Source organism: Pseudomonas sp. TH34 (genome assembly GCF_016650865.1).
Taxonomy (GTDB): domain Bacteria; phylum Pseudomonadota; class Gammaproteobacteria; order Pseudomonadales; family Pseudomonadaceae; genus Aquipseudomonas; species Aquipseudomonas yamanorum.
Genome location: NZ_JAEKFB010000001.1, coordinates 382,736 through 405,396, shown reverse-complemented (window position 1 = coordinate 405,396; position 22,661 = coordinate 382,736). Strand labels below are relative to the sequence as shown.

At 61.0% G+C, this 22,661-nt stretch carries 24 protein-coding genes; 22 read left to right on the top strand and 2 right to left on the bottom strand.

The genetic code is table 11. The annotated features are described in order from the left end of the window. The first annotated feature begins 8 nt into the window (after positions 1–8). From JFU58_RS01915 to JFU58_RS01890, 6 genes are all read left to right on the top strand, one after another. Positions 9–194, top strand: a complete 186-nt coding sequence (locus JFU58_RS01915; RefSeq protein WP_003174668.1) for a Trm112 family protein — start codon at positions 9–11, stop codon at positions 192–194. After that, positions 191–955, top strand: a complete 765-nt coding sequence (kdsB, locus tag JFU58_RS01910; protein ID WP_201139755.1) for a 3-deoxy-manno-octulosonate cytidylyltransferase — start codon at positions 191–193, stop codon at positions 953–955. The genes JFU58_RS01915 and kdsB overlap by 4 nt, the downstream gene beginning before the upstream one ends. Next, positions 955–1,419: a low molecular weight protein-tyrosine-phosphatase gene (locus JFU58_RS01905; RefSeq protein WP_017475823.1), complete on the top strand. Its 465-nt coding sequence runs from the start codon at positions 955–957 to the stop codon at positions 1,417–1,419. The genes kdsB and JFU58_RS01905 overlap by 1 nt, the downstream gene beginning before the upstream one ends. Further along, positions 1,416–2,435: a UDP-N-acetylmuramate dehydrogenase gene (murB, locus tag JFU58_RS01900; RefSeq protein ID WP_201139754.1), complete on the top strand. Its 1,020-nt coding sequence runs from the start codon at positions 1,416–1,418 to the stop codon at positions 2,433–2,435. Before JFU58_RS01905 ends, murB begins: the two co-directional genes overlap by 4 nt. Before the next feature lie 151 nt (positions 2,436–2,586). Beyond that, complete coding sequence (locus JFU58_RS01895) at positions 2,587–3,573, top strand: XdhC family protein (protein WP_201139753.1); 987 nt, start codon at positions 2,587–2,589, stop codon at positions 3,571–3,573. Then, entirely contained in the window at positions 3,570–4,157 is a 588-nt protein-coding gene (locus JFU58_RS01890; RefSeq protein ID WP_063027922.1) for a nucleotidyltransferase family protein, read from the top strand. Before JFU58_RS01895 ends, JFU58_RS01890 begins: the two co-directional genes overlap by 4 nt. Positions 4,158–4,224: 67 nt before the next feature. Here JFU58_RS01890 and rne read toward each other — a convergent pair whose 3' ends face one another. Then, complete coding sequence (gene rne, locus JFU58_RS01885) at positions 4,225–7,473, bottom strand: ribonuclease E (protein ID WP_201139752.1); 3,249 nt, start codon at positions 7,471–7,473, stop codon at positions 4,225–4,227. A gap of 747 nt (positions 7,474–8,220) precedes the next feature. On the opposite strand from rne, the gene rluC reads away from it, so the two are divergent. The 3 genes from rluC to JFU58_RS01870 are packed head-to-tail and all read left to right on the top strand — an operon-like array spanning position 8,221 to position 10,843. Beyond that, on the top strand, positions 8,221–9,180 hold the full coding sequence (gene rluC / locus JFU58_RS01880) for a 23S rRNA pseudouridine(955/2504/2580) synthase RluC (RefSeq protein WP_093207295.1): 960 nt from the start codon (positions 8,221–8,223) through the stop codon (positions 9,178–9,180). Continuing rightward, on the top strand, positions 9,167–9,829 hold the full coding sequence (locus JFU58_RS01875; protein ID WP_201139751.1) for an HAD-IA family hydrolase: 663 nt from the start codon (positions 9,167–9,169) through the stop codon (positions 9,827–9,829). Before rluC ends, JFU58_RS01875 begins: the two co-directional genes overlap by 14 nt. Positions 9,830–9,850: 21 nt before the next feature. Further along, positions 9,851–10,843, top strand: a complete 993-nt coding sequence (locus JFU58_RS01870) for a S49 family peptidase (protein ID WP_093207304.1) — start codon at positions 9,851–9,853, stop codon at positions 10,841–10,843. Positions 10,844–10,972: 129 nt separating this feature from the next. Here JFU58_RS01870 and JFU58_RS01865 read toward each other — a convergent pair whose 3' ends face one another. After that, a complete protein-coding gene (locus tag JFU58_RS01865; protein WP_177025743.1) occupies positions 10,973–11,551 on the bottom strand; it encodes a Maf family protein in 579 nt (192 codons plus the stop codon). Between the two features lie 105 nt (positions 11,552–11,656). Here JFU58_RS01865 and JFU58_RS01860 point away from each other — a divergent pair, with 105 nt between their 5' ends. The 13 genes from JFU58_RS01860 to JFU58_RS01800 all read left to right on the top strand — a co-directional run bounded on the left by JFU58_RS01860 (position 11,657) and on the right by JFU58_RS01800 (position 22,540). Beyond that, positions 11,657–12,184, top strand: a complete 528-nt coding sequence (locus tag JFU58_RS01860; protein WP_017475815.1) for a YceD family protein — start codon at positions 11,657–11,659, stop codon at positions 12,182–12,184. 13 nt (positions 12,185–12,197) lie between these two features. Beyond that, positions 12,198–12,380, top strand: coding sequence for a 50S ribosomal protein L32 (rpmF, locus tag JFU58_RS01855; RefSeq protein WP_004371305.1), 183 nt, complete (start codon positions 12,198–12,200; stop codon positions 12,378–12,380). Between the two features lie 4 nt (positions 12,381–12,384). After that, positions 12,385–13,395, top strand: coding sequence for a phosphate acyltransferase PlsX (plsX, locus tag JFU58_RS01850; protein ID WP_081253091.1), 1,011 nt, complete (start codon positions 12,385–12,387; stop codon positions 13,393–13,395). A gap of 126 nt (positions 13,396–13,521) precedes the next feature. Continuing rightward, entirely contained in the window at positions 13,522–14,460 is a 939-nt protein-coding gene (gene fabD / locus JFU58_RS01845; RefSeq protein ID WP_063027936.1) for an ACP S-malonyltransferase, read from the top strand. A gap of 31 nt (positions 14,461–14,491) precedes the next feature. Beyond that, the gene (gene fabG / locus JFU58_RS01840; protein WP_063027938.1) at positions 14,492–15,235 is read left to right on the top strand and encodes a 3-oxoacyl-ACP reductase FabG; all 744 of its coding nucleotides are present in this window, start codon (positions 14,492–14,494) and stop codon (positions 15,233–15,235) included. 192 nt (positions 15,236–15,427) lie between these two features. Continuing rightward, on the top strand, positions 15,428–15,664 hold the full coding sequence (gene acpP, locus JFU58_RS01835) for an acyl carrier protein (RefSeq protein ID WP_010165887.1): 237 nt from the start codon (positions 15,428–15,430) through the stop codon (positions 15,662–15,664). A 110-nt stretch (positions 15,665–15,774) separates the two neighbouring features. Continuing rightward, positions 15,775–17,019: a beta-ketoacyl-ACP synthase II gene (gene fabF, locus JFU58_RS01830; RefSeq protein ID WP_201139750.1), complete on the top strand. Its 1,245-nt coding sequence runs from the start codon at positions 15,775–15,777 to the stop codon at positions 17,017–17,019. Then, positions 17,019–17,834, top strand: coding sequence for an aminodeoxychorismate lyase (gene pabC, locus JFU58_RS01825; RefSeq protein ID WP_201139749.1), 816 nt, complete (start codon positions 17,019–17,021; stop codon positions 17,832–17,834). Before fabF ends, pabC begins: the two co-directional genes overlap by 1 nt. A 1-nt stretch (position 17,835) precedes the next feature. Then, complete coding sequence (gene mltG, locus JFU58_RS01820) at positions 17,836–18,966, top strand: endolytic transglycosylase MltG (RefSeq protein WP_201139748.1); 1,131 nt, start codon at positions 17,836–17,838, stop codon at positions 18,964–18,966. Between the two features lie 19 nt (positions 18,967–18,985). After that, complete coding sequence (gene tmk / locus JFU58_RS01815; RefSeq protein WP_177025747.1) at positions 18,986–19,618, top strand: dTMP kinase; 633 nt, start codon at positions 18,986–18,988, stop codon at positions 19,616–19,618. Then, the gene (locus JFU58_RS01810) at positions 19,611–20,600 is read left to right on the top strand and encodes a DNA polymerase III subunit delta' (RefSeq protein WP_093207318.1); all 990 of its coding nucleotides are present in this window, start codon (positions 19,611–19,613) and stop codon (positions 20,598–20,600) included. Before tmk ends, JFU58_RS01810 begins: the two co-directional genes overlap by 8 nt. A 63-nt stretch (positions 20,601–20,663) precedes the next feature. Continuing rightward, entirely contained in the window at positions 20,664–21,449 is a 786-nt protein-coding gene (locus JFU58_RS01805; protein WP_201139747.1) for a TatD family hydrolase, read from the top strand. 437 nt (positions 21,450–21,886) lie between these two features. Next, positions 21,887–22,540 (top strand): TetR/AcrR family transcriptional regulator, encoded by a 654-nt coding sequence (locus tag JFU58_RS01800; RefSeq protein WP_004371278.1) that lies wholly within the window; start codon positions 21,887–21,889, stop codon positions 22,538–22,540. Positions 22,541–22,661: the final 121 nt, after the last annotated feature.

Below are 22,661 nucleotides of genomic sequence, written 5' to 3'. Positions count from 1 at the left end.
ACATACTCATGGACACCAAACTGCTCGATATCCTCGCTTGCCCGATCTGCAAAGGTCCGCTCAAGCTCAGCGCCGACAAAACCGAGCTGATCAGCAAGGGCGCCGGCCTGGCGTACCCGATCCGTGACGGCATTCCGGTAATGCTCGAAAGCGAAGCCCGTACCCTGACCACCGACGAGCGCCTGGATAAATGACCACTGCCTTCACCGTCGTCATCCCGTCCCGCTACGCCTCCACCCGCCTGCCCGGCAAACCGCTGCAGCTGATCGGCAACAAGCCGATGATCCAGCTGGTGTGGGAACAGGCCTGCAAAAGCAGCGCCGAACGGGTGGTGGTGGCCACCGATGATCCGCGCATTATCGAGGCCTGCAAAGGCTTTGGCGCCGAAGCGGTGCTGACCCGTGAAGACCACAATTCCGGCACCGACCGCCTGGCCGAAGTGGCCACCAAACTGGGGCTGGCGGCGGACGCCATCGTGGTCAACGTGCAAGGCGACGAGCCGTTGATTCCGCCCAGCGTGATCGACCAGGTGGCGGCCAACCTGGCGGCCCATGGCGAAGCCGGCATGGCAACCCTGGCCGAGCCGATTGAAGACATCGAGACCCTGTTCAACCCCAACGTGGTGAAAGTGGTCAGCGACATCAATGGCCTGGCGCTGACGTTCAGCCGCTCCACCTTGCCGTGGGCGCGGGATGCATTCGCCAAGCAGCCCGACGTACTGCCGGCGGGCGTGCCTTATCGCCGCCATATCGGTATCTACGCCTACCGTGCCGGGTTCCTGCATGACTTCGTCAGCTGGGGCCCGTGCTGGCTGGAGAACACCGAATCCCTGGAACAACTGCGTGCCCTGTGGCACGGCGTGCGCATTCATGTGGGCGATGCCCTGGAAGCGCCACCGGCGGGTGTTGACACGCCTGAAGACCTCGAGCGCGTCCGTCGCCTGCTGGGGGCCTGATGCAGGTTCTGTTTGTCTGCCTGGGCAATATCTGCCGTTCCCCGACGGCTGAAGGTGTGTTGCGCCACAAGCTGCGTGAAGCCGGCCTGGCTGATCGGGTCGAGGTGGCCTCCGCCGGCACCGGTGAATGGCACGTTGGCAATCCACCAGACAAGCGCAGCCAGCGGGCAGCACTGCAACGGGGCTACGACCTGTCGGCCCAGCGTGCGCAGCAGGTGTCCCGTGCCGACTTTTCCCGTTACGACCTGATCCTCGCCATGGACCAGAGCAACCTGCGCAACCTCAAGGCCATGCAGCCGGCTCAAGGTAAGGCGGACCTGGACTTGTTCCTGCGCCGTTATGACTCGGTGGTGGATGAAGTGCCGGACCCCTATTACGAAGGCGACCAGGGCTTCGAAACCGTGCTCGACCTGATCGAGCGCGCCTGTGACCTGTTGGTGATTGAATTGAAGGGCCGGTTATGACATTGCAGGTGCAGGCACAGGTTTCGCTCAAACCGTTCAACAGCTTTGGCATCGACGTGCGTGCCCGGCTGTTTGCCGAGGCCCGCAACGACGCTGACGTGCGTGAGGCTTTGGCCTACGCCGCCGGGCAACAACTGCCGTTGCTGGTGATTGGTGGCGGCAGCAATTTGTTGCTGACCCAGGATATCGACGCGCTGGTGCTGCGCATGGCCAGCCAGGGCATCCGGGTAGTGCATGATGATGGCGTGAATGTGGTGGTGGAGGCCGAAGCTGGCGAAGCCTGGCATCCGTTTGTGCTGTGGACCTTGGCCCAGGGCTTTTCCGGCCTGGAAAACCTCAGTCTGATTCCTGGCACGGTCGGCGCCGCACCGATGCAAAACATTGGCGCCTACGGTGTGGAGATCAAGGACGTGTTCGCCGGCCTGACCGCCCTTGATCGCCACACCGGCGAGCTGCGGGATTTCAGCCTGGCCGAATGCAACTTTGCCTACCGCGACAGCCTGTTCAAGCATGAAGTCGGGCGCTGGCTGATCCTGCGGGTGCGTTTTGCCTTGAGTCGCGCCGTGCACCTGAAGCTTGAGTACGGGCCGGTGCAACAGCGCCTGACTGAGCAAGGCATCGTGCAGGCCACTCCCAGCGATGTCAGTCGGGCGATTTGCAGCATTCGTAGCGAGAAACTGCCCGACCCGGCGGTGCTCGGCAATGCCGGCAGTTTCTTCAAGAATCCGCTGGTGTCCCAGGCGCTGGCCGCCGAATTGCAGCTGGAATACCCGGACCTGGTGGCTTACCCCCAGGCTGACGGGCAGATGAAACTGGCCGCCGGCTGGCTGATCGACAAGGCGGGCTGGAAAGGCTTTCGTGATGGCGATGCCGGTGTGCATCGCTTGCAGGCGCTGGTGTTGGTGAACTATGGCGCGGCCACCGGCCAGGAGATTGCCGGGCTCGCGCTACGCATCCAGCAGGACATCGAAAAGCGTTTCAAGGTTGTGCTGGAGATGGAGCCCAACCGCTATTGAACTAAGCTGGTTTTTTGACGCACCAAGCCCTGCATAGCGGGGCTTTTTTATTGCCGCTGAGTTAACTTAGCTGACTACCGATATTTTTTAATCAACTCATAGATGCTGTTTATCAAAACCAGCTACGTGTTTGGCAGGAGGCGAAGGCCTGATGGACAGTGTTGATCTGAATGTGTTGCGCAGCGTGCTGGAATGGCGCCGCGCCGGGCAGCGGGTGGTGCTGTACAGCGTGGTCCAGACCTGGGGCAGTGCGCCGCGTCCGCCGGGGGCCATGCTGGCCTTGCGCGGCGACGGGGTGGTGATTGGCTCGGTGTCTGGCGGCTGTATCGAGGACGACTTGATCGCCCGTTTGCAGGATGGCCGGTTGCCAGAAGACGGGCCGCCGGTGCAGCTTGTAACGTATGGCGTCACCCGGGACGAAGCGGCGCGTTTTGGTCTGCCGTGCGGCGGCACCTTGCGCCTGACCGAAGAGCGGGTGGGTGATCCAGGTTGGGTCGCTGAACTGCTGGCGCGCTGCGAGGCTCACGAGATTGTCGCCCGTGAATTGGACCTGACCACCGGTAAAGTGGAGTTAAGCGGTGCGAGCAAGACCGATGTGGTCAGCTTCGACGGCGAGCGCTTGCGGGCGATTTATGGTCCGCGCTGGCGCTTGCTGTTGATCGGCGCAGGCCAGCTGTCACGCTATGTGGCAGAAATGGCCCGGCTGCTGGATTTCGAAGTGCTGATCTGCGACCCACGCCAGGAGTTTGTCTACGGCTGGGAAGAACAGCATGGGCGCTTTGTGCCGGGCATGCCCGATGAGGCCGTGCTGAATATCCAGACCGATGAACGCACCGCTATTGTCGCGCTCACCCATGACCCGCGCCTGGATGACATGGCGCTGCTGACGGCCCTCAACTCCCGGGCGTTCTACATTGGTGCCTTGGGCTCGCGGGCCAACAGCCAGAAGCGCCGGGAAAATCTCGCGGCGCTGGGGTTGAGTGCGGAGGCCATTGAGCGGCTGCATGGGCCGATTGGCCTGCATATCGGCAGCCATACGCCAGCGGAGATCGCCCTGTCGTTGATGGCGGAAATCGTTGCCATCAAGAACGGGATTGATCTGTTGCAGAAAAAGCCGTTGCAGGCAGCGGTCAGTTGACGAGCATCACCGCGATCATCCTGGCGGCGGGGCAGGGCAGTCGTTTTCGGGCCGAAGCAGGTGTGGATCAGGATAAGTTGCTGGCGCCCTGCGTGGGTCGGGATGGCATCACACGGCCAGTGATTGAGCAGGTATTGGTGAATTTTCCGGCGGCGGTTGCCAAGCGCTGGCTGGTGACGTCGCCGGATCGCACCGAAGTTATTCGGCTGGCGCAGTTGCATGGCTGTGAAGTGCTCTTGCTGCGCTCGCCTGGAATGGGTGACAGCATCGCGGCGGCAGTGGCGGCTAGTGGCACGTCCGATGGCTGGCTGGTGGTGCTGGGGGATATGCCGTTCATCCTGCCTGCGAGTATCGAGCAGGTGATGGCAGGCCTTGAGATCGACGGTATCAGCGTCCCGGTGCATGCCGGTCAGTATGGGCATCCCGTGGGATTTGGCCGTTCATTCGGCCCTGCCTTGATGGCGCTCACGGGAGATCGTGGAGCAAAGCCATTGTTGGCCCTGGCTTCGGTGCAGGAAGTAGCAGTCGATGATCCCGGCGTGTTGTGGGATGTGGATGTGCCGGCGTTGTTGAACTTCCGCTAGCGGATAGCGCAGGCATAAAAAAGCCCCGCCTGATCACTCAGGCGGGGCTTTTTAGTGGCAGATGGAATCAGACGAGGGGTTTAGGCTCGTGCTCTTCTTCCAGGGCCTTAGGGTGGTGCTCTACCACTTCTTCAACGGAACGTTGGTTCTCGTCGATAGCAGGGGCAGTGTGCTCAACCACGGCTTCGGTGACCGGAGCAGGGGCTGCTTCGATCACTTCAGCGACGGCTGGAGCGGCTTCGGCAGCGGCCTTGGCAGCAGCGGCGGCCGCTTCAGCTTCCTTGCGACGGCGACGCACTTCACGCGGGTCGTTCGGCGCACGGCCGTTTTCGGTCAGGGCGCTGGCCGGAGCGGCTTCAACCACCGGTGCTGCCACTTCGGCAACCACTGGTGCTTCAACCACTGGAGCAGGCTCGGCAACCACGGCTACAGGTTCAGGGGCGACAACCACTTCAGCGACTGGCGCTGGAGCTTCTTCGACCACTGGAGCAGGCGCTGGTGCTTCAACCGCTTCGACCACTGGGGCAGGTTCGGCAGTCCACTGGAAGGCGGTCTGTTCTTCGCGAACTTCACGCACTTCAGGGGTCGGCTCGGCAACCGGTGCTTCAACGGCGGCTTCAACCACGGGCTGTTGTTCAACAACAGCGGCAGGCTCGGCAACCACTTCAGCTTCAGGCTTAGGCTCGCGAACTTCGCGAACTTCACGCACGTGACGAGCTGGCGCTACTTCCACTTCCGGAACAACCGGGGCTTCGACTGGAGTCGTCGCTTCAACCACAGGTGCTTCGACGGCAGGCGTCTCTACAACAGGGGTTTCCTGAATGGCAGCGGTAGCGGCTTCAGCTTGCTCGTTGGCCTGGGCTTCAGCAGGTGCGCTGATGACCGAGCTGGCAACAGCAGCGGTCACGGCCAGGCCGGCAGCCAGTTCGGCACCAGTCGGTTCGCCAGTCGCGGTAGCTTCGCCGGTCTCTTCCGAGCCTTCGATTTCGTTGCCGTTGGCATCACGTTGACGCTCACGACGGTTGCTGCGACGACGCTGGCCACGGGAGCGGCGGCGTGGACGATCGCCTTCGGCGTTGTCCTGGCCGTCTTCCTGTTGCTGATCTTCGTTGGACAGCAGCTCTTCTTCTTCACCGGCTGGAGCCGCTTGCTCGGCACGTGGTTGACGCTCTTCACGAGGAGGGCGTGGCGCGCGTTCTTCACGGGGCTGACGAGCTGGACGCTCTTCAGCAACGGCAGTGGTGGCAGCAGCAGCGGCTACGGCTGGAGCGGCATCCAGCGGCTCGCGCAGTTCACGCACGCGTTCTTCACGCTCGCCACGTGGCTTGCGGTCTTCACGCGGGGCGCGTGGAGCGCGCGGCGCACGTTCTTCCCGTGGTGCACGCTCTTCACGGGCTACGGTTGGCGTTTCTTCACGGGCTTCGCGCGGCTGGCGCTCTTCACGTGGGGCGCGATCTTCGCGTGGCGCACGTTCTTCACGAGGCTTGCGCTCTTCGTCACGGCGACCGTTGCGATTGCGGCTCTGCTGGCGACCGTTGCGACGCTCTTCATTGCGTGCAGGGCGTTCAGCGGCAGGCTTCTCGACCACAACTGGAGCCACTGGCTCTTCCTTGGTGGCGAACAGGCTGACCAGCGACTTCACCAGGCCCTTGAACAGGCTTGGCTCAGGCAGGGCTGCAGGCGCGGCAACCGGCGCGGCAGCTTCAACCGGAACCGGTGCGTTGGCACGGGCAGGCGCGGTCTTGACGGCGGCTTCCTGGCGAACCAGGGTGCGGGTCGCGGCGGCTGGCTGGACTTCTTCCACTTCGGCAGCGGCAGCAGCGATTTCGTAGCTGGACTGATTGACGTGGGCTTCCGGGCTGTCATCCCGTAGGCGCTGCACTTCGAAGTGCGGCGTCTCGAGGTGATCGTTCGGCAGGATGACGATGCGGGCACGGGTGCGCAGTTCGATCTTGGTGATCGAGTTGCGTTTTTCGTTGAGCAGGAACGCAGCCACCGGGATCGGCACCTGGGCGCGCACTTCGGCAGTGCGGTCTTTCAGGGCTTCTTCTTCGATCAGGCGCAGGATCGCCAGGGACAGCGATTCAACGTCACGGATGATGCCGGTGCCGTTGCAACGCGGGCAAACGATGCCGCTGCTTTCACCCAGGGATGGACGCAGGCGCTGACGGGACATTTCCAGTAGGCCGAAGCGCGAGATGCGGCCGACCTGTACGCGGGCACGGTCAGCTTCCAGGCATTCGCGGACTTTCTCTTCCACGGCGCGCTGGTTCTTGGCGGGGGTCATGTCGATGAAGTCGATCACGATCAGGCCGCCGATGTCACGCAGGCGCAACTGGCGGGCGATTTCTTCAGCCGCTTCCAGGTTGGTCTGCAGGGCGGTTTCTTCGATGTCGCTACCCTTGGTGGCGCGCGCCGAGTTGATGTCGATGGACACCAGGGCTTCGGTCGGGTCGATCACGATGGAGCCGCCGGAAGGCAGTTCGACTACGCGCTGGAAAGCGGTTTCGATCTGGCTTTCGATCTGGAAACGGTTGAACAGCGGAACGCTGTCTTCGTACAGCTTGATCTTGCTGGCGTACTGCGGCATCACCTGGCGGATGAAAGTCAGGGCTTCGTCCTGGGCTTCAACGCTGTCGATCAGCACTTCGCCGATGTCCTGGCGCAGGTAGTCGCGGATGGCGCGGATGATCACGTTGCTTTCCTGATAGATCAGGAACGGCGCGGAGCGATCCAGGGACGCTTCTTTGATGGCGGTCCAGAGTTGCAGCAGGTAATCGAGGTCCCACTGCATTTCTTCGCTGCTGCGGCCCAGGCCGGCAGTGCGCACGATCAGGCCCATGTCGGCCGGAGCGATCAGGCCGTTCAGCGCTTCACGCAGTTCGTTGCGCTCTTCGCCTTCGATGCGACGGGAAATACCGCCGGCACGTGGGTTGTTCGGCATCAGGACCAGGTAGCGGCCAGCCAGGCTGATGAAGGTGGTCAGGGCGGCGCCCTTGTTGCCACGTTCTTCTTTTTCCACCTGAACGATGACTTCCTGGCCTTCGCTCAGGACGTCCTTGATGTTCACGCGGCCTTCTGGGGCTTTCTTGAAGTATTCGCGGGAGATTTCTTTGAGGGGCAGGAAGCCATGGCGCTCGGAGCCGAAATCGACAAAGGCAGCCTCAAGGCTTGGTTCGATACGAGTAATCCGGCCTTTATAGATGTTGGCCTTCTTTTGCTCGCGTGCACCGGACTCGATGTCCAGGTCGTAGAGGCGTTGGCCGTCTACCAGTGCAACACGCAACTCTTCGGGTTGAGTTGCGTTAATCAGCATTCTTTTCATGTTGTACCGTCGGTTTCCGGGCTGCCGGAAACGGCGTTCGGCACACACGACTTCTCACGGTCGGTGTCAGGTGCGTCAAGAGTGGTTGGCCACTCCAGTGTCCAGCAATACCCGCCAAAATGGGCGGTATCGCGACGTACGCTTCCTGCTTGCTGTGGTGACTTAAGCACTCAGTCAGGAGGAGGAATCAACCGGCGACTGTGGACGAGATGAAGCGTCTAAATATAAGCCTAGTGCTACACAGTCCGACGGTTGTGCATCTCCACCCTACACGTATCCCTGATAATTCGGGTGCTGCCGCGCGCAGAATCCGCAGCGGGTTGGCATTTACCGTGTTCTCCAATGGGGAGAACACGCTCATGGCTAAACAAGACCGGGTGTGGGCGACTGTGCTCTCACTCAGCTCGTAACAGGCGTTGTTTCCGAAGCATTCGCCGTGGTCTGGCTCAAGACTGACTGCACTTTGTGAACTGGCCGTAAATATCGGCGCAAAAGGCGAGTAATCACTCTGCTTTTTGCACTCGCTTCAGGCCTCATGTCACCTGCGCTTGTTACAATCTCGAGCCTTCCAAGGTGGCGAAAGCCCCGTAGGACGGCCTCGCGTCCTGATGAATTGCGATGGTCAGGGCCGGCAGTTTGCCGCTAGTCCTCTGTCCAGGCCGCTTTTGGCGGCGTTCGCGACTATAGCAGCAATGATTAAGTGCTTCAATTCCATAAAAAATTGTTATCATCGCCGCCATGACGACTACCGCCCCCCAGACCCCCAGCGTCCAGCTGCTCGAGGTCTCGCCGGAATATGCCGGCCAACGCATCGACAACTTTCTTCTTGCCAGGCTCAAAGGCGTGCCCAAGACCTTGATTTACCGCATTTTGCGTAAAGGCGAAGTGCGCGTGAACAAGGGTCGGATCAAGCCCGAGTACAAGCTGCAGGCGGGCGATATCGTCCGTGTGCCGCCGGTGCGGGTGCCTGAGCGGGACGAACCGGTCCCTCTGGCTCAAGGCCTGTTGCAGCGCCTCGAAGCGTCGATTGTCTTCGAAGACAACAAGCTGATCGTGATCAACAAGCCTTGCGGCATCGCCGTCCACGGCGGCAGCGGCCTGAACTACGGGGTGATTGAAGCCTTTCGTCAGTTGCGCCCGGATACCAAGGAGCTGGAACTGGTCCACCGTCTGGACCGTGATACCTCCGGCCTGCTGATGATTGCCAAAAAACGCAGCATGTTGCGTCACCTGCATGCCGCCCTGCGCGGTGATGGCGTGGACAAGCGCTACATGGCCCTGGTGCGTGGCAACTGGGCAACCTCGATCAAGAGCGTCCGCGCGCCGTTGCAGAAGAGCAACCTGCGCTCCGGCGAGCGCATGGTCGAAGTGGACGAGGAGGGCAAGGAGGCGCTGACCCTGTTCAAGGTGCTGCGTCGCTTTGGTGACTTTGCCACCATGGTCGAGGCCAAGCCTGTGACTGGCCGTACCCACCAGATTCGTGTGCATACCCTGCATGCGGGCCACTGCATCGCCGGCGATACCAAATACGGCGACGAGGATTTCTCCAAGGAAATTCGCGATCTGGGCGGCAAACGCCTGTTCCTGCACGCCTACATGCTGACGGTGCCGCTGCCGGATGGCGGCGAATTGAAGCTGCAAGCGCCTGTCGACGAGATGTGGGCCAAGACCGTGGAGCGCCTGAGTGTCGCACCTTGACTACAAACTGCTGATCTTTGATTGGGATGGCACGCTGTGTAACTCCATTGGTCGGATTGTCGAGTCGATGCACGCCGCGTCGACCCGAGCCGGCTACGCGTTGTGCGACGACCTGGCGGTCAAGGGCATTATCGGCCTGGGCCTGCCGGAAGCGATCCGTACCCTGTATCCGGAGATTGGCGATGACGAGTTGATAGCGTTTCGTCAGCACTACGCCGATCACTACATGGCGCTCGATGCCCAGCCATCGCCGCTGTTTGAGGGAGTGGCACAGACCATGGAAGCGTTTCGTGCCGACGGCTATCACCTCGCGGTGGCGACCGGCAAGGCCCGTCGCGGCCTGGACCGGGTGCTCAAAGTCCACGGTTGGGAAAATTATTTCGACGCCACCCGTGCGGCGGATGAAACCGCCAGCAAGCCTCACCCTCTGATGCTCGAACAGATCCTCGCTCGATGTGGCGTGTCGCCTCGGCAGGCGTTGATGGTGGGTGATGCGTCGTTCGACCTGATGATGGCGCGCAATGCTGGCATGGACTCTGTGGCGGTCAGCTACGGCGCCCAGTCTGCCGAGGCGTTGCAAGCGTACGAGCCGAGACTGACGATTGACCGTTTTTCTGAACTGCAGGCCTGGCTCAGCCGGGCCCATTAAGTCTTTGCTGGGGTGGATGGCATGACCGATGAGTGGAAGGCGCCTGAAAAGGCCAATGCCGATAACAATGGCGATGACAGAAGTTGGAAGTTGCTGGAGAAGACCCTGCTGGCCAGTGTCCAGGAGCAGCGTCGGTCCCGGCGTTGGGGGATCTTTTTCAAGCTCCTGACCTTTATTTATCTGCTGGGCATGCTGGCGCTGTTCAGTCCGCTGATGGACATGGAGAAGAGCGCCACCCGAAGCGGTAATTACACGGCATTGATCGAAGTGCGTGGGGTGATTGCCGACAAGGAGTCCGCCAGTGCCGACAATATCGTCAGCAGCCTGCGGGCCGCCTTCGAAGATACCAAGGTCAAGGCTGTGATTCTGCGCATCAACAGCCCGGGCGGCAGTCCGGTGCAATCGGGTTATGTGTATGACGAGATTCGCCGCCTGCGCGCCTTGCACCCGGACATCAAACTGTACGCGGTGATTTCCGATCTGGGTGCCTCGGGTGCCTATTACATCGCCAGCGCTGCCGACCAGATCTATGCCGACAAGGCCAGCCTGGTGGGTTCCATTGGTGTGACGGCGGCCGGTTACGGCTTTGTCGGCACGATGGAGAAGCTCGGGGTTGAGCGGCGTACCTACACGTCTGGCGAGCACAAGTCGTTCCTGGATCCATTCCAGCCGCAAAAGGCTGATGAGACCCAGTTCTGGCAGGGCGTGCTCGATACCACTCATCGGCAGTTTATTGCCAGCGTCAAGCAAGGGCGCGGTGACCGGCTCAAGGATAAAGAGCATCCGGAGTTGTTTTCCGGCCTGGTCTGGTCCGGTGAGCAAGCACTGCCACTGGGCTTGATCGACGGACTGGGCAGTGCCAGTTCTGTTGCGCGGGATGTGATTGGCGAGAAAGAACTGGTGGATTTCACCGTTCAGGAATCGCCGTTTGACCGCTTCTCGAAGAAGCTCGGCGCCAGTGTGGCTGAGCAGTTGGCGATGTGGATGGGCTTCCAGGGGCCAACCCTGCGCTGAGATCTTGAGCGTTACATGGTTCAACGTGTGGGAGCTGGCTTGCCTGCGATAGCATCACCTCGGTGCAACTGATGTACCGAGGTGTCTGCATCGCAGGCAAGCCAGCTCCCACATTTGTTTGTGGTGTTCTCAGGGAATCTGCACGCCTTCGGCCAGTAGCATGTCCACCAGTCGGATCAGTGGCAGGCCGACCAGGCTGGTTGCGTCCGGCCCCTCGGTGCTTTGAAACAGGCTCACCCCCAACCCTTCGGCCTTGAAGCTGCCAGCGCAGTCGTAGGGCTGCTCGATGCGCAGGTAGCGTTCGATGCGCGCCGTGTCCAGCGTGCGCATGTGCACGGTGAAGGGGATGCAGTCGACCTGGCAGTGGCCGGTGGTGCTGTTCAGCACGGCCAGGCCGGTGAGGAAGCTGACGCGCTTGCCACTGGCCGCCAGCAGTTGCTCGCGGGCCTTCTCAAAGGTGTGGGGCTTGCCGATGATCTGGCCGTCGAGGGTGGCAACCTGGTCCGAGCCGATAATCAGATGCCCTGGATGACTGCCGGCGAGGGCGCGGGCCTTTTCTTCGGCGAGGCGCTTCACCAGTGCCACGGCGGACTCGTCCGGGCGGTGGCTTTCGTCGATATCCGGCGAGCTGCAGATGAACGGCAAGTGCAGGCGGTTCAACAATTCCCGGCGATAAACCGAGCTGGAAGCGAGTAATAAAGGCAGCATGGGCGTCTCCTCAAGGCAGTCGCGGATTCTAGCGGGGAGGCCCGGAGACGGACAGGGCTGAATTTCCTTTGACATGGCTGGGTGCATCCCTATAATGCTGCGCCTATGTTGAATGACCCGATTCCACCTCACGTTGACCCGCGCAAATTGGCTGATCGTGGCACTACCCTTCAAGGTGAAGTGCTGCTGGCCGATTTGGAGAGACTCTGCGACCCGCTTTCCGACACTGTCGGTACGGTGCAGGCTAAATTCGTTTTTGAACGAGATGAACGTAAGTCTGTGGTAATCCACAGCTTTATCGACACCGAAGTCAAAATGGTTTGCCAGCGTTGTCTTGAGCTGGTCACCCTGCCGATCCACAGCGAATGCAGTTATGCTGTGGTGAAAGAGGGTGCGAATACCCAGTCGTTGCCGAAAGGTTATGACGTGCTGGAACTGGGCGAAGATCCTTTGGATCTGCAGTCACTGATCGAGGAGGAGCTTTTGCTCGCCTTGCCCATTGTGCCTGCTCATCATCCGGAAGAATGCCAGCAGCCGGCGGGTCTCGATGAGCCCGAACCGAGCGAGGACGAGGTAACGCGGTCCAACCCGTTCAGTGTATTGGCGCAGTTAAAGCGTGACCCAAACGTTTAGGAGTTAATCAATTATGGCTGTTCAGCAGAACAAAAAATCCCGCTCTGCCCGTGACATGCGTCGTTCCCACGACGCCCTGACGGCGAGCACTCTGTCTGTAGAAAAAACCACCGGTGAAGTTCACCTGCGTCACCACGTATCGCCAGAAGGCGTATACCGTGGCCGTAAAGTGATCGACAAGGGCGCTGACGAGTAATCACTTGTCTGCTCAAGTCATCGCGATTGACGCAATGGGCGGGGACTTCGGTCCCCGCAGCATTGTTCAGGCCTGTATTGCTTGCCTGTCTGCCACGCCCTCGCTGCACCTGACCCTCGTCGGTCAACCCTCCTTACTTGAAGAACTGATTGCCAGCCATCCGGCGGTGGATCGCGCGCGCCTGACTATTACGCCGGCCAGCGAAACCATCACCATGGATGAAAAGCCTGCACAGGCTTTGCGTGGCAAGCCTGATTCTTCGATGCGGGTGGCCCTGGAGCTGGTGCGCGACGGCAAGGCTCAGGCCTGTGTCAGTGCCGGCAATACTGGAGCGTTGATGGCGTTGTCCCGGCATGTGCTGAAAACCCTGCCGGGCATTGATCGGCCAGCGATGGTCGCGGCGATCCCGACCCAGCAAGGTTATTGCCAGTTGCTGGACCTGGGGGCGAACGTCGATTGCAGTGCCGAGCATCTGCTGCACTTTGCGTTGATGGGCTCGGTGGCGGCCGAAGCCCTGGGCGTGGCCCGGCCTCGGGTGGCATTGCTGAATATCGGCACCGAAGACATTAAGGGTAATCAGCAGGTCAAGTTGGCGGCGACGCTGTTGCAAAGCGCGCGAGGCTTGAACTACATCGGGTTTATCGAAGGTGACGGTTTGTACCGGGGCGAAGCGGACGTGGTGGTGTGCGACGGGTTTGTCGGCAATATCCTGCTCAAGTCCAGCGAAGGCCTGGCGACGATGATAGCTGCGCGCATCGAGGCCTTGTTCAAGCGCAACCTTGCGTCACGCGTGGTGGGCGCCCTGGCGCTGCCCTTGATGCGGCGCCTGCAGGCGGACCTGGCACCGGCGCGGCACAATGGCGCGAGTTTCCTGGGATTGCAGGGCATCGTGGTGAAAAGTCACGGCTCGGCGGGGGTGCAGGGTTTTCAAAGTGCTATCCAGCGCGCCTTGATCGAGATCCAGGAAAACCTGCCGCAACGCTTGCATGGCCGCCTTGAGGATCTGTTGCCTTAGGCGAATCGGGCCGGAAATGCTTAAATGTGACCGGCCAGTTCAATTGACCATCCAATCTGTCAGTTTCTTGCGCTCCCACCTGTGGGGCGCCAATTTCCGACGACCAGATCATTAGGGGCTTGTTACATGTCTACATCCCTCGCATTCGTCTTTCCAGGGCAGGGTTCGCAGTCCCTCGGCATGTTGGCCGAGCTGGGCGCGGAACATCCGCTGGTCCTGGAAACTTTCAAGGAAGCTTCCGATGCCTTGGGTTACGACCTGTGGGCACTGACCCAACAAGGGCCGGAAGCGCTGCTCAACCAAACCGACAAGACCCAGCCGGCCATCCTGACCGCCTCCATCGCCCTGTGGCGCTTGTGGCTGGCTGAAGGTGGTGCGCGCCCGGCTTACGTTGCCGGTCATAGCCTGGGCGAATACAGCGCCCTGGTGGCCGCTGGCAGCCTGACCCTCGGTGAAGCGGTCAAGCTGGTCGAGCGTCGTGGCCAGTTAATGCAGGAAGCGGTACCGGCGGGGCAGGGCGGCATGGCTGCCATTCTCGGCCTGGAAGATGCTGACGTGATTGCCGCCTGCGCCGAAGCGGCCCAGGGCGACGTGGTCAGCGCCGTGAACTTCAATTCTCCTGGCCAGGTGGTGATCGCCGGTGCCAAGGCCGCAGTAGAACGCGCCATCGAAGGCTGCAAGGCCCGTGGCGCCAAGCGTGCATTGCCGCTGCCGGTCAGCGTGCCGTCCCACTGCGAGCTGATGCGCCCGGCTGCCGAGCGTTTTGCCGAGTCGATCGCTGCGATCAACTGGCAGGCGCCTCAGATTCCGCTGGTACAGAACGTCAGTGCTGCGGTTGCGCCTGACCTGGAAACCCTCAAGCGCGACCTGCTGGAACAGCTGTACAAGCCGGTTCGCTGGGTTGAATCGGTGCAGACCCTGGCCGCCAACGGCGCCACTCAATTGGTCGAGTGCGGCCCGGGCAAAGTCCTGGCTGGCCTGAACAAGCGTTGCGCCGAAGGCGTGTCGACTTCCAACCTCAATACCCCGGATGCCTTTGCTGCTGCTCGCGCAGCCCTGGCCTGACCTTTAATTTCCGAACCTAGGAGAAGCCTGCATGAGTCTGCAAGGTAAAGTTGCACTGGTCACCGGCGCTAGCCGTGGCATTGGCCAGGCGATCGCCCTGGAGCTGGGCCGTCTGGGCGCTGTGGTCATCGGTACCGCAACCTCCGCCGCCGGCGCCGAGCGTATTGCTGCGACGCTGAAGGAACACGGCGTTCAGGGCACCGGTCTTGAACTGAACGTGACCAGCGATGAGTCCGTGGCTGCCGTCCTGGCGGAAATCACGGCGAAATTCGGTGCACCGGCTATTCTGGTGAACAATGCTGGTATCACCCGCGATAACCTGATGATGCGCATGAAAGACGACGAGTGGCATGACGTCGTTGATACCAACCTGAACAGTCTGTTTCGCCTGTCCAAGGGTGTTTTGCGCGGTATGACCAAGGCTCGTTGGGGCCGAATTATCAATATTGGCTCCGTAGTGGGTGCCATGGGCAACGCAGGCCAAGTAAACTACGCAGCGGCCAAGGCCGGTCTGGAAGGTTTCAGCCGTGCACTGGCGCGTGAAGTGGGCTCGCGGTCGATTACGGTCAATTCGGTGGCCCCAGGGTTCATCGATACCGATATGACCCGCGAATTGCCTGAAGCGCAGCGTGAAGCGTTGCTGACGCAGATTCCGCTGGGTCGTCTGGGCCAGGCTCAAGAGATCGCGAATGTGGTCACTTTCCTGGCATCCGACGGTGCGGCATACGTGACTGGGGCTACAATCCCGGTTAACGGCGGGATGTACATGAGTTAAATTGTGACGGATCGCTTCAAAAAAATGTCATACGAGCTGTCTAAAATCCGTTATAAAGCTGCAATCTATTTATAGGCAGATGGCTAATAGGGTACGAGGGTGAAGCTTTCAGTTGAAAAGCTGAAAAGCCTTTCTATACACTTACCCACTGGCCAGCTGCCTGAATTTGTCCATTAGGAGTGAAAACACGGTATGAGCACCATCGAAGAGCGCGTCAAGAAAATCGTTGCTGAGCAACTGGGCGTTAAAGAAGAAGAAGTGACCAACACTGCTTCCTTCGTTGAAGACCTGGGTGCCGACTCCCTTGACACCGTTGAGCTGGTGATGGCTCTGGAAGAGGAATTCGAGACCGAAATCCCGGACGAAGAAGCTGAAAAAATCACTACCGTTCAAGCTGCCATCGACTACGTTACTAGCCACCAGGCGTAATAGTTTGTAATCGTCGCTTGCTGTGATGGAAAAACCGCACTGCCCTATGGCGTGCGGTTTTTTCCTTTAAGCCTGATGCAAAGTGTCGTCATTAGAAAAAGGAGAGTGCTGTGTCGCGTAGACGCGTCGTAGTCACCGGTATGGGTATGTTGTCGCCACTGGGTACAGATGTGCCGAGCAGTTGGCAGGGCATTCTGGCTGGCCGCAGTGGTATTGGTCTGATCGAACACACGGACCTTTCTGCCTATTCCACCCGTTTTGGCGGCTCGGTAAAGGACTTCAATGTCGAGGAATATCTCTCGGTCAAAGAGTCCCGCAAACTCGACCTGTTCATTCAATACGGCCTGGCAGCCGGTTTTCAGGCGGTGCGTAATGCCGGCCTGGAAGTCACCGACGCCAACCGTGAGCGCATCGGCGTGGCCATGGGTTCGGGTATTGGCGGTCTGACCAATATCGAAGAAACCAGCCGCACGTTGCACGAGTCTGGCCCCCGTCGAATTTCACCGTTCTTCGTGCCTGGCTCGATCATCAACATGATTTCCGGTTTCCTGTCCATCCACTTGGGTGCCCAGGGGCCTAACTACGCCATCTCTACGGCGTGCACCACGGGCACTCACTGCATCGGCATGGCGGCGCGCAATATCGCCTACGACGAAGCCGACGTGATGATCGCTGGCGGCGCCGAAATGGCCGCCTGCGGCCTGGGCATGGGGGGCTTCGGCGCGTCCCGTGCACTGTCGACCCGCAATGACGAACCGACCCGCGCCAGCCGTCCCTGGGACAAGGGCCGTGACGGCTTTGTACTGGCCGACGGCGCCGGTGCGCTGGTGCTCGAAGAGCTGGAGCACGCGAAGGCCCGTGGCGCCACCATCTACGCCGAGCTGATTGGCTTCGGCATGAGCGGTGATGCGTACCACATGACCTCGCCGCCGTCTGACGGTGCGGGTGCTGCCCGCTGCATCACCAATGCGTTGCGTGATGCCAAGGTCAACGCTGACCAGGTGCAGTACATCAACGCCCACGGCACTTCGACCCCGACGGGCGACCTGGCGGAAGCCGAGGCCATCAAGTCGGTGTTCGGCGAGCACGCCTACAAGCTGGCGGTCAGCTCCACCAAGTCCATGACCGGCCACCTGTTGGGTGCGGCGGGCGCGGTCGAGGCGATCTTCAGTGTGCTGGCCATCAAGGATCAGGTCGCTCCGCCGACCATCAACCTCGATGAGCCGGATGAGGGCTGCGACCTGAACTTCGTGCCTAATGAGGCGCAGAAGATGCCGATCGACGTGGTGTTGTCCAACTCCTTCGGCTTTGGTGGTACCAACGGTTCCCTGGTGTTCCGCCGGTTCGCCGAGTGATGGAAAGCTGGGTTGACGGTCAGCCGGCGGGCGCAGTGCCCCTGAAAGACCGTGGCCTGGCGTACGGTGATGGCCTGTTCGAGACCATTGCCGTCAAGGCCGGGCAGCCTGTGTTGCTCGACCGCCACCTGCAGCGCCTCGATGAGGGCTGCAGGCGGTTGGCGATTGTTGCGGATCAGCCGTTGATCCGCAGCGAATTGCTGGCCTATGCCGCCGCCTTGGGCGAGGGTGTACTCAAATTGATCCTGACCCGTGGCGACAGCCAGCGCGGTTACGGCATCAGCGTCGGCGCTCCCCCGCGACGCATTCTGCAAGGCAGTCCACCTGCCACTTATCCCCCGGAACATGCAGCGTCAGGCATTCGCCTGTTTGCGTGTACCACCCGTTTGTCCGAGCAACCTTTGCTTGCCGGCCTCAAGCACCTCAATCGCCTGGAACAGGTATTCGCCCGCGCCGAGTGGCAGGATGCCGATCACGCTGAAGGTTTGATGCTGGATATGTCCGGTCGAGTCATCGAAGGCGTGTTCAGCAACCTGTTCCTGGTGTGTGACGGCGTGTTGCTGACCGCTGATCTGAAGCGCTGCGGCGTCGCCGGCGTCATGCGGGCCGAGGTGTTGGCCCAGGCGCAGGTGTTGGGCATTCCGACGAGCGTGGCCGATATCAGCCTTGAACAGCTGCACCGGGCCGACGAAGTCTTTGTGTGCAACAGCGTATATGGCATTTGGCCGGTGCGCGGATGTGCTGCGATGAGCTGGTCGGTTGGGCCGCTCACCCGTAAACTGCAGGGCATTGTTCGCGCACTATTGGATATTTGATTTGAGACGTAAATTTGTATTGTTGCTGGAGATCGGTCTGGTCCTGGCGGGTTTGCTGCTGGGCGCTTCGGCCTGGAAGCTGAACTCGGCCCTTGAGCAGCCGCTGAATCTGACCCAGGAGCAATTGCTGGACGTACCGGCCGGCGCGACGCCCACCGGCACCTTCAATCGTCTGGAAAACGACGGCGTGCTCAAGGATGCGTTCTGGTTGCGTCTCTACTGGCGCTTCAACCTCGACGGCCAGCCGCTGCACAGCGGCGAATACCGCATGACCCCGGGCCTCACCGCCGAGGGCCTGATCGGTTTGTGGCAGCGTGGCGAAGTGGTGCAGTACAGCATCACGCTGGTGGAAGGCTGGAACTTCCGCCAGGTACGCGCCGCCCTGGCCAAGCATGAAAAGATCGAGCAAACCCTGTCTGGCCTGAGTGACAGTGAGGTGATGGAAAAACTCGGCCACCCTGGTGTCTTCCCTGAAGGCCGCTTTTTCCCCGACACCTACCGCTTCGTACGTGGCATGAGCGACGTCGAACTGCTGAAAAAATCCTACAACCGTCTGGACGATGTCCTCGCCCAGGAGTGGAGCAAACGCGCCGCCGATGCGCCGTACACCGAACCCTATCAAGCGCTGATCATGGCCTCGCTGGTCGAGAAAGAAACCGGCGTGCCGGAAGAGCGCGGCCAGATCGCCGGAGTGTTCGTGCGACGCATGCAGATCGGCATGCTGCTGCAAACCGACCCGACGGTGATCTACGGCCTCGGCGAGCGCTACACGGGCAAGCTGACCCGTGCGCACCTCAAGGAAGCCACGCCCTACAACACCTATGTGATCGCCGGCCTGCCGCCGACGCCGATTGCCATGGTCGGACGTGAGGCGATTCATGCCGCGCTGAACCCGGTGGCCGGTAGCAGCCTGTATTTTGTCGCTCGTGGCGACGGCAGCCATATCTTCTCGGATAACCTGGATGCCCATAACGCGGCGGTGCGCGAGTTTCAGATGAAGCGTCGTGCCGATTACCGTTCCAGCCCGGCGCCCGCGCCCGCATCGGCGGCGAAACCTGAAGACGCACCGGTTGATACGCCCGCCGAGCCGACTCCTGCACCCGATGACACCGCGCCGCAAAGCTCGCAATGACTCTGACTAAGGACTGCCTGTGACTGGCTTGTTTATTACCCTGGAAGGCCCGGAAGGCGCCGGCAAAAGCACCAACCGCGAATACCTGGCCGAGCGCCTGCGCGCCGAAGGTATCGAGGTGCTGCTGACCCGCGAGCCCGGCGGCACGCCGCTGGCCGAGCGCATTCGTGAAGTGCTGCTGACCCCGGGCGACGAACAGATGAACCCCGACACCGAGCTGCTGCTGGTGTTTGCTGCCCGCGCCCAGCACCTGGCCGAAGTCATTCGCCCGGCGCTGGCCCGTGGCGCGGTGGTGATTTGTGACCGGTTTACCGATTCCACCTATGCCTATCAGGGCGGCGGTCGTGGCTTGTCCCTTGAGCGCATTGCGACGCTGGAAACCTTCGTCCAGGGCGATTTGCGGCCCGACCTGACCCTGGTGTTCGACCTTCCGGTGGAAGTCGGCATGGCCCGCGCCACCGCCCGGGGTCGCCTCGATCGTTTCGAACTGGAAACCCGAGTGTTTTTTGAAGCTGTGCGCAGCGAGTTTCTCAAGCGAGCCGAAGCCGACCCCGCCCGTTATTACCTGCTGGACGCCGCGCAACCGCTGACTCAGGTTCAGCAGTGCATCGACGCCCTGTTGCCGAAGCTTGTGGAGCGTGTCCGTGGCTGAAACCTATCCGTGGCAGGACAGCCTCTGGCAGCAACTGGCTGGCCGTGCCCAGCACGCCCACGCCTACTTGCTCCACGGCCCGGTGGGCATCGGCAAGCGCGCCCTGGCCGAGCGGCTGATGGCCAGCTTGTTGTGCCAGCGGCCCAACGGCCTTGAGGCGTGCGGAGAATGTAAATCCTGCATGCTGCTCAAGGCTGGCAGCCATCCGGATAACTACCTGCTGGAGCCTGAAGAAGCCGATAAGGCGATCAAGGTCGACCAGGTGCGTGATCTGGTCAGCTTCGTGGTGCAGACCGCGCAGATGGGCGGGCGCAAAGTGGTGCTGATCGAGCCAGTGGAATCGATGAACATCAACGCGGCCAACGCCTTGCTCAAGAGCCTGGAAGAACCGTCCGGCGATACCGTGCTACTGCTGGTGAGCCACCAGTCCAGCCGCCTGCTGCCGACCATCCGCAGCCGCTGTGTGCAACAGGCCTGCCCGTTGCCGAGCGAAGCCATGAGCCTGCAATGGCTGGCCCAGGCACTGCCGGAGTGTGGCGAGGCCGAGCGCGTCGAGTTGCTGACCCTGGCGGCCGGCTCGCCCCTGGCGGCGGTCAAACTCCAGGCCCAAGGCGTACGTGAACAGCGTGCGTTGGTGGTGGATGGCGTGAAGAAGTTGCTCAAGCAGGAACTGTCTGCAACGCAACTGGCCGAAAGCGCATGGAAAGACATTCCCTTGTTGCTGTTGTTCGACTGGTTCTGCGACTGGTCGAGCCTGATCCTGCGCTACCAGCTGACCCAGGACGAAAACGGCCTGGGCCTGGCGGACATGCGCAAGGTGGTGCAATACCTCGCGCAGAAGAGTGCCCAGGACAAGGTCTTGAACATTCAGGACTGGATCCTCGCCCAGCGCCAGAAGGTCCTGGGCAAGGCCAACCTCAACCGCGTGCTGTTGCTTGAGGCCTTGCTGGTGCAATGGGTCGGCTTGCTCGGCCGCCGTTAATTTCAACGGCCGACGGGTGTATCGTTGGCCAGACACTTTCCGTGACTCAAGTTGTAGATCCCTATGCTCGTAGATTCCCATTGCCACCTTGATCGCCTCGACCTGGCCCAGCACGACGGCTCCCTTGACGCCGCTCTCGAAGCCGCGCGCCAGCGCGGGGTAGGGCACTTCCTGTGCATCGGCGTCAGTGCGGAAAACGCCGCCGACGTCAAAGCCCTGGCCGATCGTTATGCCGACGTCGATTGCTCGGTGGGCATTCACCCGCTGGACCTGAAGCCTGGCGAAGCCCCGGCCCTCGACTGGCTGCTCGGCGAACTCAATCACCCACGCGTGGTGGCCATCGGCGAGACCGGCCTGGATTACCACTACGAACCGGAAGCCGCCGAGTTGCAGCAGGCGTCGTTCCGTCTGCACCTGCAAGCCTCCCAGCAGACTGGCAAACCCGTGATCGTCCACACCCGTGGCGCCCGTGCCGACACCCTGACCCTGCTGCGCGAGGCCGCGCTGCCCCAGGCCGGTGTGCTGCATTGCTTCACGGAAGACTGGGACATGGCCAAGGCCGCCCTCGACCTCGGCTTCTACATTTCCTTGTCGGGCATCGTGACCTTCCGCAACGCCGACGCCCTGCGGGATGTCGCGCGCCAGGTACCGGCAGACCGCCTGCTGGTGGAAACCGATTCGCCGTACCTGGCGCCAATTCCTCATCGCGGCAAACCCAACCTGCCGGAATACGTACGTGATGTGGCGGATTACCTGGCGATGCTGCGGGGCGAATCCTACGAGCGCTTCGCCGAACAGACCACCGAGAACTTCAAGCGTCTGTTCCCGCTGGCCCACGTCGGCCACTAAATCGCAGGCAAAAAAAACCCGGGTTCTGGGGGGTGAATCCGGGCTAAGACCATTAGGAGTAAAACAAGGGCACGCAGTCCGTCGGTACCCAGGTCGACGCGTCACTTGGGGGAGATGCCACGCCGACATTTCAAGTATTGATCAGTATCCGATTCAGTCCAGCCGCATCTGATCGTTTTTTAAACAGATTTGGAATACGCGCGCTTCGGTTGAGTTCTCATGGGGTGCGATGCACAGGTGGCAATCCCCCGTTTTATTTCTGACTCAAATCGGCTGATTCGTTGGCGTGCTGTAAGTTAAGTGCAAAGGTTGTTCATATAGGCGTTGCCCAACGACCGTTCAGTCGGGATAATCCCGCGCACCGGGTAAAACGTTCCGACAAGCACCGCTTGGGGCACGCCACCCTCCCAATATCCATCTCTGCAGACCTTTTTCTTATGCACAAAGAACCCCGCAAGGTCCGTGAGTTTCGCCGCCGCGAGCAGGAAATTCTCGACACCGCACTCAAGCTGTTCCTCGACCAGGGTGAAGACAGCGTCACCGTCGAGATGATTGCGGATGCCGTGGGTATCGGCAAAGGCACCATCTACAAGCACTTCAAGTCCAAGGCCGAGATCTACCTGCGCCTGATGCTCGACTACGAGCGCGACCTGAACGAGCTGCTGCACTCGGCCGATGTCGACAAGGACAAGGAAGCGCTGTCCCGCGCCTACTTTGAGTTCCGCATGCGTGACCCGCAGCGCTACCGCCTGTTTGATCGCCTGGAAGAGAAAGTGGTGAAAGGCCATCAGGTGCCGGAAATGGTCGAGGAGTTGCACAAGATCCGCGCCTCGAACTTCGAGCGCCTGACCCTGCTGATCAAGGGCCGCATCAGCGAAGGCAAGCTTGAAGACGTGCCGCCGTATTTCCACTACTGCGCTGCCTGGGCGTTGGTGCACGGCGCCGTGGCGCTGTACCACTCGCCATTCTGGAGCAATGTGCTGGAAGACCAGGAAGGCTTCTTCCAATTCCTGATGGACATCGGCGTGCGCATGGGCAACAAGCGCAAGCACAGCACCGATTTGCCGAACGCTGAAACGCCGGCCACTTGAATCATTCGCCAGCGTGATGGCGATATGATTTCCTGCCCAGCGCAGTAACCCAGGAATATACTCAGGCAAGGACCTTGCTAAAACTTGATTTTTCAGTCAGGTTTTGGCGTGCCCGAATTAT